At 63.1% G+C, this 12,892-nt stretch carries 14 protein-coding genes; 5 read left to right on the plus strand and 9 right to left on the minus strand.

From position 1 onward, the window contains the following. Window positions 1-144: 144 nt before the first annotated feature. Window positions 145-1,446 carry a M20/M25/M40 family metallo-hydrolase gene (locus BM269_RS20710; protein ID WP_170860444.1) on the minus strand — a complete coding sequence of 434 codons (1,302 nt, stop codon included), beginning with the start codon at window positions 1,444-1,446 and terminating at the stop codon, window positions 145-147. 51 nt (window positions 1,447-1,497) lie between these two features. Between BM269_RS20710 and BM269_RS20715 the strand changes: the two genes are divergently transcribed. Next, on the plus strand, window positions 1,498-2,247 hold the full coding sequence (locus BM269_RS20715) for a DUF72 domain-containing protein (RefSeq protein ID WP_090441426.1): 750 nt from the start codon (window positions 1,498-1,500) through the stop codon (window positions 2,245-2,247). Here BM269_RS20715 and BM269_RS20720 read toward each other — a convergent pair. Together BM269_RS20720 and BM269_RS20725 are read right to left on the minus strand one after the other, a co-directional pair. After that, on the minus strand, window positions 2,244-3,128 hold the full coding sequence (locus BM269_RS20720) for an alpha/beta hydrolase family protein (RefSeq protein WP_229204724.1): 885 nt from the start codon (window positions 3,126-3,128) through the stop codon (window positions 2,244-2,246). The genes BM269_RS20715 and BM269_RS20720 overlap by 4 nt on opposite strands. After that, window positions 3,125-3,709, minus strand: coding sequence for a TetR/AcrR family transcriptional regulator (locus BM269_RS20725; RefSeq protein WP_229204725.1), 585 nt, complete (start codon window positions 3,707-3,709; stop codon window positions 3,125-3,127). The genes BM269_RS20720 and BM269_RS20725 overlap by 4 nt, the downstream gene beginning before the upstream one ends. A 122-nt stretch (window positions 3,710-3,831) precedes the next feature. Here BM269_RS20725 and gmk point away from each other — a divergent pair, with 122 nt between their 5' ends. The 3 genes from gmk to BM269_RS20740 are packed head-to-tail and all read left to right on the plus strand — an operon-like array spanning window position 3,832 to window position 7,022. Beyond that, window positions 3,832-4,473, plus strand: coding sequence for a guanylate kinase (gene gmk, locus BM269_RS20730; RefSeq protein ID WP_090441428.1), 642 nt, complete (start codon window positions 3,832-3,834; stop codon window positions 4,471-4,473). 41 nt (window positions 4,474-4,514) lie between these two features. Continuing rightward, on the plus strand, window positions 4,515-4,718 hold the full coding sequence (gene rpoZ, locus BM269_RS20735) for a DNA-directed RNA polymerase subunit omega (protein WP_090441431.1): 204 nt from the start codon (window positions 4,515-4,517) through the stop codon (window positions 4,716-4,718). 24 nt (window positions 4,719-4,742) lie between these two features. Further along, window positions 4,743-7,022 (plus strand): RelA/SpoT family protein, encoded by a 2,280-nt coding sequence (locus BM269_RS20740; protein WP_090441434.1) that lies wholly within the window; start codon window positions 4,743-4,745, stop codon window positions 7,020-7,022. A gap of 7 nt (window positions 7,023-7,029) precedes the next feature. Here the strand turns inward: BM269_RS20740 and BM269_RS20745 are convergent, their stop codons facing one another. The 6 genes from BM269_RS20745 to greB form a co-directional block, all read right to left on the minus strand. Next, window positions 7,030-7,668 (minus strand): transposase, encoded by a 639-nt coding sequence (locus tag BM269_RS20745; protein WP_090441437.1) that lies wholly within the window; start codon window positions 7,666-7,668, stop codon window positions 7,030-7,032. Window positions 7,669-7,777: 109 nt separating this feature from the next. Beyond that, window positions 7,778-9,001 carry an ABC transporter permease gene (locus tag BM269_RS20750; RefSeq protein ID WP_170860445.1) on the minus strand — a complete coding sequence of 408 codons (1,224 nt, stop codon included), beginning with the start codon at window positions 8,999-9,001 and terminating at the stop codon, window positions 7,778-7,780. A gap of 14 nt (window positions 9,002-9,015) precedes the next feature. Then, entirely contained in the window at window positions 9,016-9,699 is a 684-nt protein-coding gene (locus BM269_RS20755; protein ID WP_170860446.1) for an ABC transporter ATP-binding protein, read from the minus strand. Further along, window positions 9,696-10,913 carry an efflux RND transporter periplasmic adaptor subunit gene (locus BM269_RS20760; RefSeq protein WP_090441442.1) on the minus strand — a complete coding sequence of 406 codons (1,218 nt, stop codon included), beginning with the start codon at window positions 10,911-10,913 and terminating at the stop codon, window positions 9,696-9,698. Before BM269_RS20760 ends, BM269_RS20755 begins: the two co-directional genes overlap by 4 nt. A 7-nt stretch (window positions 10,914-10,920) precedes the next feature. Then, window positions 10,921-11,601, minus strand: a complete 681-nt coding sequence (locus BM269_RS20765; protein WP_090441445.1) for a YIP1 family protein — start codon at window positions 11,599-11,601, stop codon at window positions 10,921-10,923. A 96-nt stretch (window positions 11,602-11,697) separates the two neighbouring features. Then, window positions 11,698-12,261, minus strand: a complete 564-nt coding sequence (gene greB / locus BM269_RS20770; RefSeq protein ID WP_090441448.1) for a transcription elongation factor GreB — start codon at window positions 12,259-12,261, stop codon at window positions 11,698-11,700. Between the two features lie 39 nt (window positions 12,262-12,300). Between greB and BM269_RS20775 the strand changes: the two genes are divergently transcribed. Further along, complete coding sequence (locus BM269_RS20775) at window positions 12,301-12,882, plus strand: hypothetical protein (RefSeq protein WP_090441451.1); 582 nt, start codon at window positions 12,301-12,303, stop codon at window positions 12,880-12,882. Window positions 12,883-12,892 lie beyond the last annotated feature (10 nt).

Here is a 12,892-nt window from a genome sequence, read left to right on the forward strand (position 1 = left end):
GGCTTCCACTCTGTTCGGTGAGACCTTGCCCCGCCGCCTTCAGAATCCTAATATCTTTTTCTAAAGGTGCAGATTCAATATACGAGCTCTGGCAACCGGACATTCGCGCAGCGAATGTCCGGTTGCCAGAGCTGACCCCGACTTTTATCTTGTAAGACGGTACAGCAGCACGGCTGTCCGAATCGCTCCCTGCTCGATCGAGCGCACATCCAGATCTTCTCCCGGCGCATGGGCGCCTTTGCCGGTGGCGCCGAGGCCATCCAGGCTGTCGACGTAGGGTGCGACGAATTGCACGTCGCCGGCGCCGCGCAAGCCTGGTGGGAGCGCGGCGATCGGGCCCAGGCCGGCGTCGGCGCTGGCTTTCGAATACAGCTCCAGTACTTTCAGATTGCCGTCGGTCGGCGCCATTGGCGGGTAGCCGTCCTGGAAGCGGATCCGGGCGCTGGTGCCGGGCAGGCTCTGCCCGACGATAGAACGCATGCGGGCGCGCGCTTGCTCGCCCTGCTCCGGCGTCAGGAAGCGCAGATCGCCTTTCACCGTTGCGCTGTTGGCGATCACATTCGACTTGCCGAAGGCTGTGCCCTTGGCCGCGGTGCCGTCGACAGTGACTTCGGTGCCCCCAAGGACCAGGCCGGGATTGAAGGTCAGGTTCGGTTCCTGCAGCTGCTGGCGGAAGGTATCCAGGATGCGGGCCGTTTCGTACACTGCGCCATAACCTGCATCGGCGTTGAAGATGCCGGACGAATGGCCTTGCTTGCCTGTTACCTCCAGTTGCCAAGAGGTCGAGGAGCGGCGACCGATCGTGCCGGTGGCCTTGCCATTGTCGTCCAGCACCGTCGATTCAAAGGCCAGCGCGACGTCGCTGCGCTTGGCCAGGTTGACCATGTCGCGCCGCGAGATTTCTTTCGGGTCGCCGGCATTTTCTTCGTCGCCAGTGAAAATCACGCTGATGGTGGTGTTGTCCAACGCGCCCACGGCGTGCAGCGCCCGCAGCGCTTCGATGACGATGACGTCGCCGCCCTTCATGTCGTTGACGCCTTGGCCGCCGGCACGCTCGCCCTGGCGCTCCCACTTCTGCATCGGTGCATTCGCTTCGAACACGGTGTCGAGGTGGCCGATCATCAGCACGCGCTTGCCCTGCCTGCCTTCACGGGTGGCGACCAGGTGACCGGCGCGCTGCATCTCCTTCGGCATGTCGACCCACTGCGTCTTGAATCCGAGCTTGTCCAGTTCGGCGCGGAATACTTTGCCGACTTCGCGCACACCCTGGTGATTCATGGTGCCGCTGTTGATGTTGACGGTCTTTTCCAGCAGGGCCAGCGCATTGCCCGAATTGGCCTTGACCAGGCCGACGATGCGTTGTTCTTCGGGGGACAGCGATTGCGCCGCAGCGCCTCCCATCAATCCGGCAGTGAGCAGCGAAACGAACAGGCGGGACATACGCATTTCTGGCATCCTCCTTGAAGTGTGTTCGCAACTCTACTACGGAAAATTCGAATGGACATTCGCGTTGGCATCGGCGGCTGGGACTTTGCTCCCTGGCGCGACACCTTCTACCCGCCCGAAGTTCCCCTCAAGCGCGCGCTGGAATACGCCAGCAGCGTGTTGACCAGCATCGAGATCAACGGCACTTTCTACCGCAATGCCAAGCCGGAGCATTTCGCCGGCTGGGCCGAGCGCACGCCTGACAATTTCGTCTTTGCGGTGAAGGCTTCGCGTTACGCGACCAATCGCAAGGTGCTTGGCGAGGCGGGTGAATCGATCGAGCGCTTCATGGATAGCGGCTTGACGGAACTGGGCGACAAGCTTGGCCCGATCCTGTGGCAACTGGCAGCAACCAAGCGCTTCGATCCGGACGACCTGGAGGCCTTTTTCAAACTCTTGCCGAAGAAGCTGGGCAAGCGCAAGCTGCAGCACGTGCTGGATGCACGCCACGACAGCTTCATGTGCCCAGAGTACCTGAAGCTGGCGCGCAAGTACAAGATCGCGACCGTGATCACGGATTCACCGAAATTCCCGAACTTCACTGAGGTGACGGGCGATTTCGTCTATGCGCGCCTGATGGACGCTCAAAGCGAGATCGCCACAGGCTACACCAAGCCCGCCTTGAAGAAATGGGCTGCACAGGCGCAGGAGTGGACCGATGGCGGCAAGCGCGACGTATTCGTCTATTTCATCAACGGCGCCAAGGAGCGGGCACCGGCGGCGGCGCAGGAGCTGCTGCGCGTGCTGGGCGCGAAACCTTAGCGCGCCAGTCCGTCGAACCACTCCAGCGTGCGCACCCACAGCGGCTGCGCATGCTGGCGGAAGTAGCCCATGTGCCCCAGCTTGCCCAGTCCCGTGGCGGCGGGGTCGATATCCACGCCGTGCCACGGCGCGTTGCGGTAGCCGGACATCAGCGCATCGCGCGACAGCGGCGGCGCCCACAGGTCGTCGGTCGCGTTCAAGGCCAGGATGGGCGTGCGCACGGTGGCGAAAGCCTCGGCAATCTCCGGCACTTTCGGGTCATCGAGGAAGTAGCGCGGGAATTTGCACCAATGTTTCCACTGCCGATACACGCCCATCGGCAAGTCCTCGCCCATGCCCAGCTTGCTCCACGCCAGGCGCCCTTTCCAGCGCGTGACGATCGGTCCCACCACATGCCACATGGCCAACACGCGCAGGCGTTCCAGGCGCGGCATCCAGCCATGCCAGCCGGCACCGACGCCGAACAGGTAGACCCCGGCGATCTTTTCGTGGTTCGGCACCAGGCCCAGCGCATGGCCGCCGTAGGAATGACCCACCATGTACAGCGGCGTGCTGTCGGCAGGCGCGAAGAATTCGATCACGGCGTTCAGGTCCAGCCGTGCCCAATCGAGGAAGCTGGCTTCGAAACCACGCAGCGATTTCGGCGCCGAGCCGCCGACGCCGCGATAGTCGAAGGTCAGCACGGTGTAGCCCTGCCCTGCCGCGAATTCGGCGAAGCGGCGGTAAAAGCCTTGCGGCACACCGGTGGCGCCGGCTACCAGCAGGCGCGCCTTTTCCGGGCCGCGTGCGCGATAGCGCATGGCGGACAAGGGGTAGCCGTCGACCGCGCGCAGTTCCAGTTTTTCCGCCAGCAGCAAGGCGGCGGCAGGCATATGGCTCATGTTCTTTTCTCCACTTTCAGCATTGGCATCAGGGCGTCCATGGTCTGCACCATGGGCGCGGTGTCGCCCGCCACGCGGGCTTGCAGCAGCCCTCCTTCGTAGGCGGCGAGGATCAGGGCGGCGATGCCCTCGGCGCGCAGGCGTTCGTGGCCGGCCTGCGCCAGCGCGTCGGCCATGCGGCCGCGCAGGCTGGCGAAGCCGGTTTTCAGCGCGTTGCGGATGTCGACGTCGTCGGCGGTGGATTCCAGCGCCACCGCAGCCAGCGGGCAACCCAGTTCGAACTCGCTGTCGTCCAGGCCGCGCAGGGCGCGCAGGATCCAGGCTTGTAGCGCGGCGACGACATCGGGCTCGCGCTCCATATATGTATCGAGCTTGTGCACCAGGAAGCTGAAGGTGGCTTCGATGGCGGCCACCGCCAGCTGGTCTTTGCCGCCGGGGAAATGGTGGTACATCACGCCTTTCGGCGCCTTGGCCGTGGCCAGGATTTCGCTCAGGCCGGCGCCATGCAGGCCGCGGTGCTGCAGCGTGGTGATCATGGCGTTGATCAGGCGTTCGCGGGTGGTGAGTTGGTGGGTGCTCATGCGGTTTACTCTATAGACCGGTCGGTCCAGTGTCAAGGACGGCCTGCACGCCCGGTTTCAACTCTGCTTGCTCCTTGGTAAAATACTTCTTTGGGCGACAGCCTAGCTTTCGAGAATTGCAAATGAGCCAACATTTTTCCGGCAGCCTGTTCATGGTTGCTGCACCATCCGGCGCCGGTAAATCTACGCTGGTCAATGCCCTGCTGGCACAGGAACCGGCCATCAAGCTGTCGATCTCGACCACCACGCGCCAGCCGCGTCCGGGCGAGCAGCATGGCCGCGAGTACTTCTTCACCACCGCCGAAGACTTCCGCAAGCGCGCCGCCGAGGGCGAGTTCCTGGAGTGGGCCGAAGTGCACGGCAATTACTACGGCACGTCGCGTATCTTCGTGGAGCAGCAGATGAAGGCCGGCACCGACATCTTGCTGGAGATCGATTGGCAGGGCGCGCGCCAGGTCAAGAAGCAATTCCCGCAAGCGGCCGGCATCTTCATCCTGCCGCCATCGTTCGCGGCGCTGGAAGAACGGCTGCACAAACGCGGCCAGGACGAGGTCCACGTGATCAACCGCCGCCTGCTGGCAGCGGGCGGCGAAATCGCCCACGCGCCCGAGTTTGAGTATGTTATTATCAACGAAGAGTTCCCGGTCGCCTTGTCGGAGCTAAGCGCGATCGTCCGATCGGCCCGTTGCCGGTTTGCGCAACAAGCCGCCCGCAATGCCAGGTTGATGTCCGAACTGGGCATCCACGCAGAACACGCAGAATAACCACCAACGCATTCAGTACCGCATTTACCCAGGAGTTAAGCATGGCCCGTATTACTATTGAAGATTGCCTGAAAAACGTACCGAACCGCTTCCAGCTGACCCTGGCAGCCACCTACCGCGCACGCCAGCTGCTGCAAGGCCACACCCCGAAGGTCGAAGCCAAGGACAAGCCAACCGTTATCGCCCTGCGCGAAATCGCCGCCGGCAAAGTAGGCCTGGAAATGCTGAAAAAGGTCCCTATGTAAGCTGGGAACCTTTTTGTTCCCGATATGAACCTGACTTCCGCCGATCCCAACATCAGCGAACAGCCCGCACGGCGGGCACGGCGCCCGGCTAAGCAACAGCCGGGCGTTGACGTTTCTGCACCATCCGTTTCCACTTCGGCATTAGCCGCGCCCACCGTGGCCACCGGCGTCGCCACCATCACCCACCTGACCGAAAAGCTCGCCGAGTACATGGCCGAGGCCGACCTGAAAAAGGTCAAGGAAGCCTACCGTTTCTCGGACGAGATGCACCTGGGCCAGGTACGCAAGTCGGGTGAGCCGTACATCTCGCACCCGATTGCGGTGGCCGAGATCTGCGCCGAGTGGAAGCTGGACGCGCAAGCCATCATGGCGGCGCTGCTGCACGATGTGATGGAAGACCAGGACGTCAAGAAGGACGAGCTGATCGAGCGCTTCGGCGCCCAGGTGGCGCACCTGGTCGACGGCCTGTCCAAGCTGGAAAAAATCGAGTTCCAGAGCCAGATCGAAGCGCAGGCGGAGAACTTCCGCAAGATGCTGCTGGCCATGGCCTCGGACGTGCGCGTGATCCTGATCAAGCTGGCCGACCGCCTGCACAATATGCGCACGCTGGAAGTGATGATCCCGGCCAAGAAGCGCCGCATCGCGGCCGAGACGATGGAAGTCTACGTCCCCATCGCGCACCGCCTTGGCCTGAACAACATCTACCGCGAACTGCAGGACCTGTCCTTCTCGCACCTGTACCCGGTGCGCTACCACGTGCTGCACAAGGCCGTGAAAGCGGCGCGCGGCAACCGGCGCGAGGTGGTGTCGAAGATCCTGGACGCGGTGAAGAACACCTTGTCGACGGCCGGCATCGAGGCCGAAGTCTACGGCCGCGAAAAAACCCTGTACGGCATCTACAAGAAGATGCGCTCCAAGCACCTGTCGTTCTCGCAGGTGCTGGACGTGTACGGCTTCCGCGTGGTGGTCGACAGCTTCCCAAACTGCTACGTGGCGCTGGGCACCCTGCACTCGCTGTACAAGCCGATGCCGGGCAAGTTCAAGGATTACATCGCGATCCGTAAGCTGAACGGCTACCAGTCGCTGCACACCACCTTGATCGGCCCTTACGGCACGCCGGTGGAATTCCAGATCCGCACCCAGGAAATGCACCGCACCGCCGAATCGGGCGTGGCGGCGCACTGGCTGTACAAGAGTAACGACGCCAACATCTCGGACATGCAGCAGCGCACCCACGCCTGGCTGCAGTCGCTGCTCGACATCCAGCAGCAGACCGGCGATTCGGCCGAGTTCCTGGAGCACGTCAAGGTCGACCTGTTCCCCGATTCGGTCTACGTATTCACGCCGAAGTCGAAGATCATCGCCCTGCCCCGCGGCGCGACGCCGATCGACTTCGCGTATTCGATCCACACCGGCATCGGCGACCATACGGTATCGGTCAACATCAACGGCGAAGCGGCCCAGCTGCGCACCGAGCTGCGCAACGGCGACATCGTGGAAATCGTCACCGATCCGAACTCGCGCCCGAGCCCGACCTGGCTGTCCTTCGTCCGCACCGGCAAGGCGCGCTCGGCGATCCGCCACCACCTGCGCACGATCAACCTGCCGGAATCGATCCGCCTTGGCCAGCAGCTGCTGGCGCAGGCGCTTGACGCGATCAACGTGCCGGAAGAGCTGCCGCCGCCGCTGATGGAGCGCCTGCTGAACGAATCCTCGGCCAAGTCGATGGAAGAGCTGTATGCCGACATCGGCATCGGCAAGCGCATGGCCGCGCTGGTGGCGCGCCACATCTTCGGCCTGCTGGGCGGCGAATCGGCCAGCGCGCCGATCGAGCACACCAGCCCGAAGGAGCTCGACCCGGTCACGATCTACGGCAGCGAAGGCGTGTCGGTGCAGTTGGCGCCATGCTGCCTGCCGATCCCGGGCGACCATATCGTCGGCCAGTTGCGCCGCGACCAGGGCCTGCAGGTGCACACCGGCGACTGCTCGGTGGCCAAGCGCTCGAAGCAGAAAGAACCCGAACGCTGGATCGCCGTCAAATGGGGTACCGAGATCAACCGCCGCTTCGACAGCCGCATCCGCCTGATCATCAACAATGAAAAGGGCATCCTGGCGCGCGTGGCAGCGGAAATCGGCGAAAGCGATGGCAACATCACCTTCGTCGGCATGGACGAAGACCGTGAGCATGTATTGCACCAGCTGCGCTTCACGATCCAGGTGAAAGACCGCGTGCACCTGGCAGCCCTGATCCGCAACGTCAGAAAAGTCGCCGGCGTCAACCGCGTCACCCGCGAGCGCGCATGATGGCGGGTCAGACCCTTGGGTCTGACCCAGATTTACCGGTTTTCATCAAGGCAAAATCATTCTGCGCCGCAAACCGAATTCTCTGCAAATCCTTTTCGGCCAGAGGTATGTCAAACAGTGCTTTGTACGCCGACTGGCGAGACTCAGCATCACGCCCCAAGCCCATGAAAACAGGATGCGGCGTCAATAAATTGCTCCCCTTACCTTCCGCATTGGCCCGATAGCTGGACCAACGATACTCAGCAGGCAAGTCCACCATCCCCGCGCGTACCGGGTTAAGTTCAATATAGCGCTGGCAAATCAAAAGATACGCCTCGCTTGCTATATGCGAAGAATGGTATCGGCCGTCCCACATCGTCCCGGAACCGCCGTGCCGCCTATGCACCCAATATGCGGTCTGCTGCGATAGATCCTTCATGAACCTGGACTGGGCATTGCGTTCACGCACAGTCAGCAGAATGTGAACGTGGTTGGTCATCAATACGTACGCATGCAAGTCGCAGTGATATTTGCGACTGTATTGCGCCATTAGTTCCAAGTACCGTATCCGCTCTTCATCATCGTAGAAGCATGCACGGCGGTTGTCGCCACGTTGGACTATGTGCAGGCAACTGTCAGCAGGGAAATTGCGGAGGGGGCGGACCATCTTTTCTCCTTTGAAACAGGTAAACCTGGGTCCGACCCAAGGGTCGGACCCGCCTGTTCAATGGATAGCGCTGCTGCGTTGGGGCGCTTTGTGCGGACGCAATTGCCGCCTATTCGTACCTTAAAGCTTCAATCGGGTCGAGCTTGGCGGCTTTGGCGGCGGGCAGCACGCCGAAGATCACGCCGACTCCGGCGGAAAACATCACCGACAGCGCCACTGCCCACCACGGCACGTACGCGCCTGGGAAGTCGGGAATGATGCTGGCAATCGCGTGGCCCAGTCCATACCCCAGCAGCACGCCTAGCGCGCCGCCCAGCATCGACAAGGTCACCGCTTCGATCAGGAACTGCATCAGGATGTCGCGGCTGCGCGCGCCGATCGCCTTGCAGATGCCGATCTCGCGCGTGCGCTCGCTGACCGAGACCAGCATGATGTTCATGATCCCGATTCCGCCCACCAGCAATGCAATGCCCACCACCCCGCCCATCACCAGCGTGACGGTGGTGGTCACCGTCTCGAAGCTCTTGAGGAACTGGTCGGAAGACTCGATCTCGAAATCATCCTTCTGGTCCGCATGCAGGCGGTGCGACTGCCGCATCACCGTGGCAATACGGGACTTGATTTCTTCGGCGCGGCCGATGTCGCTGATCGACACCGTGATCGACATGCTCGGCTTGCGCGTATTGCCGATCAGGCTTTGGCCGGTGCGGAACGGCACCAGCACCTGGTCGTCCTGCGACATGCCGAGGATCTCGCCCTTCTTCTCCAGCACCCCGACGATCTTGAACCATTCGTCGGAAAACTGGATGAATTCACCCAGGGGATTTTCCGGCAGGTGCAGCAGTTCGATCATTTTTTCGCCGATCACGCACACGCGCCGGGCGCCCGCATTATCGGACTCGCTGATGAAGCGCCCCAAGCGCGGGTAGCTGCCATTCACTTCCATGAATGCCGCGCTCACCGCCAACTGCTGGCGGCTCGATGCGGTCTGGTTGCCGTAGCGGATTTCACCGCCCGGGAACATGAACGCCGGGCTCAGTTCGCGAATGCCGTCCACGTGCCCGCGCAACTGCTCCACGTCTTCAAACTGCAGGTAATTGACCTTGCCGCGCATGACGTCCTTGAAGTCGTTCTTGGCGTGCACCGTCAATGCATTGCCGCCCAGGCCTTCAAACTGGCGCGTGATCGATTGCGACAAGCCCTGGATCAGGGAGATAACCGTGATCACCGACGCCACGCCGATGATGATGCCCAGCGAGGTCAGGAAACTGCGCATGCGGTGCGCGCGGATCGCCGCCATGGCCGAACGCAGCGCTTCGATAAAGATGTACATCGCCTGCCCTCCCCTCAATGGCCCGGTATGCGGTGGTCGGACAGCACGCGCCCATCCTGCAGCCGCACGATGCGCTGGCATTGTTCGGCGATGTCCGGTTCGTGCGTCACCATCACCACCGTCTGGCCGTTGCGGTGCACATCCTTGATCAAGGCCATGATTTCGCGCGTAGTGGCCGAATCGAGGTTGCCGGTCGGTTCGTCGGCCAGCAGGATCGACGGTTTGCCCACCAACGCACGCGCGATCGCCACGCGCTGCCGCTGCCCGCCCGACAGCTCGTTGGGCCGGTGATGCATGCGTTCGCCCAGCCCCACGTGCTGCAGCGCTTCGCGCGCCATGCGCTTGCGCTCGGACGGCGGAATGCCGCGATAGATCAGCGGCTGCGCCACATTGTCCAGCGCCGTATGGCGCGGCAGCAGGTGGAAACTCTGGAAGATGAAGCCGATTTCCTCATTGCGCACCTGGGCCAGGTCGTCGCTGGCCATGGTCGCCACGTCCTTCCCGTTCAGGAAATACGTGCCGCCGCTCGGGCGGTCCAGGCAGCCGACGATGTTCATCATGGTCGACTTGCCCGAACCGGAAGCGCCGATGAAGGCCACCAGCTCATTGCGTTCGATGTGCAGGTCAACGCCCTGCAAGGCGTGCACGGTCTGGTCCCCCATCTGGTACTGCTTGGTGATGCCGCTCAGTGTGATCACGGTTTGCTTCCGTCCGCAACCTTGAGCGGCTTGGCCTCCAGCGCCTTCGCCTTGACTGCCGTGCCTTCGCGCAGGTCGCGCAAGGTGCGCGCCGGCCCCACGGCAACCGTTTCGCCAAGCGCCAGGCCCTTGGTGATTTCCTGGTTGCTGTCGTCCGACAGGCCCAGCTCCACCGTGCGCTTCTTCGCCACGCCATCGACAATCGCGTAGACATAATTGCTGCGCCTGCCCTTGCCTTCCGACGCCTCCGTCAACTGCACCGCCTGCAGCGGGACCACCGGACGCGGCGCGCCGTCGCCCGTCACGATCTCGGCGCGGCAGGTCATGCCGGAGCGCAGCGCCAACTGGTGGGCTGCCAGCTTGACCTTCACCACGTAGCTGCGGCCCTGGTTGGCCGCCTGTCCCAAAGCCTGGGCCCTCGGCGCCAGCGAGACCGATTCCACGCTGCCCGTCAGCGGCCGGTCGGCATAGGCCGAGGGGAAGATCCGCGTCTTCAGCCCCGGCGCCACATTGGCGATATCGCCCTCGTCGACGTTGACTTCCGCGATCATCGACCCGACATCGGCAATCGTCATCAGGCTGGAACCGGCAATGCCGGTGGCACTGGCCACGGCCGTTTCGCCGGCCTTGATCGACACACTGGTGGCAGTGCCCGAGATCGGCGAGCGCACCTCGGTCTTGGCCAGCCGCTCCTGTGCCAGCGCCAGCATGGCCATGGCCTGCTGGCGGCTCTCGCGCGCACTGCGCAGCGCCACTACCGCCAGGTCCACCGCCAGCTTCGCATCGTCCAGGCGCGACACGTCGATGAACTTGGCTGCGGCCAGCTGGCGCGAGCGCTCCAGCTTGCGCTGCTGGTTTTCCAGGTCGATCTGCGCGCGGTCAACACTGACGGCCGCGTTACGCACCGCAGCTTCCTGCTGCGCCACGTCGGCCTTGTAGGTACTCGGATCGAGGCGCAGCACAACCTGCCCTTGTTCGATCCGGTCGCCTTCCTTCACCAGCACCTCCGACACCTTGCCGATCACCTCGGGCGACAGCTGGACCTCCTGGCGGAACACCAGGCTGCCGGAAGCCAGCACCGCCGGATAGATCGCCTTGTTCTCGACCTTGGCCAGCTCGGCTTCGACCTTCGGCGGCGCACTGCCGAACTTGATGGCGACCGGAATGCCGATCATGGCCATGATCACGGCCAATGCAATCAGTTTGCGCTTCATGGCCGCCTCAATTCTTGAACAGGATCCAGGCGGCCCAGCAGCCGTAAATCAGCACATACGGCAGCGCCGCGATGATGGCGCAGGTGGTGCCGCTCTTGCCGGTCCAGGTGCGCAGGCCGATCGTGGTCAGCACGATGACCCAGATATCGGTCAGCTTGAGCGCGCTGGCAATGCCGAACCATGGCGTATGCGGCGCGGCATGCACCAGCAGGAAGTTCAGCGACAGCATGTCGGCGTTTTCAAATGCCAGCTGGCCCTTGCTGGTGGCGATCTGCAGCGCCATCAGGGGCACGCTGATCAGGCTCGGCAGCGAGGCCCAGGCCACCAGGGCGAAGCCGGACTTGAAACCGAGCTCCATGCTGGCCAACTTCCCCGCCAGCCAATAGTAGAAGCCATACAGGCTGAAGATCACCAGTGTGCCAAGCACGACGCCGGCAATGCCGAAGCCCATCATCACGCCGCGCGTCATGGACTGGCCGGCGGCCTCGCGCTGTTCGGCGGACAGGTCCGGCGGCAGGGTGGCCGCCTTCATCCATTCCCAATCGACGGTCTGGAAATACCAGACCACCATGCTGATGCCGGCCACGTACAGCAACAGCAGCGGCAGCCAGGCCCGCGGCCGTTCCTTCAGCGCTGCGAACGCGGCCGAGGGTTCATAGAAGACTTGCGTCAGTTGAGCGAATGCCATGCGCGCACCTTGCCATAAAAATAATTAAAAATTAATTATAACAACCTGGCAATGTTGCGCGAAAATACTTTGGCGCGATTCAAGGCGCGACGTGAGTCAAGGCGCCGGGGCGGGGTAGCTGACTTCGAGGATGTCCAGTTCTTCGGCGCCGTTCGGCGTGTGCAGCAGGACCGTGTCGCCTTCACGGGCTTTGGTGAGCGTGCGGGCTACCGGGCTGATCCAGCTCACCTTGCCCTTCAGCGGATCGAATTCGTCGATGCCAACGATGGTGATCGTCTGTTCTACCCCATCGTGCTTGGCATAGGTCACCGTGGCGCCGAAGAACACCTGGTCATTGCCATGGTGGATGCTGGGATCGACCACCTCGGCCAGGTCCATGCGCTTGGTCAAGAAACGAATGCGGCGATCGATTTCGCGCAAGCGGCGCTTGCCATAAATGTAATCGCCGTTTTCCGAACGGTCGCCGTTCGATGCCGCCCAGTGCACCACCTTCACCACTTCCGGACGCTCGACGTCGATCAACTGCAGCAGCTCGTCCTTGATGCGCTGGTAGCCGGCCGGCGTAATGTAATTCTTGGACCCGGGAGGAATCGGCGGCGCGCCTGGCGGCAGGTCGTCGTCATCGTCCTGCTCGCTCTCTTTGACAAAAGCTTTGTTCATAACCGTTTTCTAATTGTTTGGTGCAATAATGGCAGCGACATGAAGCGATTGTACACACTCAGGCGGCGCCTGTTCGCCCCCCTCGTCTACGCGGCTGCCCTGTTCCTGATCTTCGAGGAATGGCTGTGGGATGTGGGAGCGCGCCTGATGGCGCAGCTGGCCGCGTTGCCGCCGCTGCGGGCGCTGGAGCGCATCATCTGCAGCCTGGGCCCGGCCGCCGCCATGGCCGTGTTCCTGCTGCCGGCGCTGCTGCTGTTTCCCGTCAAGCTGCTGGCCCTGTTCGCGCTGGCGCGCGGCCATGCGTTCATGGGCATCAGCGTTTTCCTGCTGGCCAAGCTGGCCGGCGCCGCTGCGGTCGCGCGGCTGTATGCCCTGACCCGCCCCGCCCTGCTGCGCCTGCGCTGGTTCGCCTGGCTGCACGGCCGCTTCATGGCAGTCAAAGAACGCTGGATCGCGCGCCTGAAAGCCACTGCCGCCTGGCGCGAATGCCGTGCCTTGGTCGACCAGCTGCGCGCGCGCCTGCGCCGCTGGCGCGCCGGCTGGCGCCGCGGCCGTTTCGCGGCGCGCCCGATGCGCGTGCTGCGCCGCTTCAGCGCGTTCTGGCGCATGCGCCGCCGCTGACCCTGCAACC

This window comes from Duganella sp. CF458 (genome assembly GCF_900113115.1).
GTDB lineage: Bacteria > Pseudomonadota > Gammaproteobacteria > Burkholderiales > Burkholderiaceae_D > Rugamonas.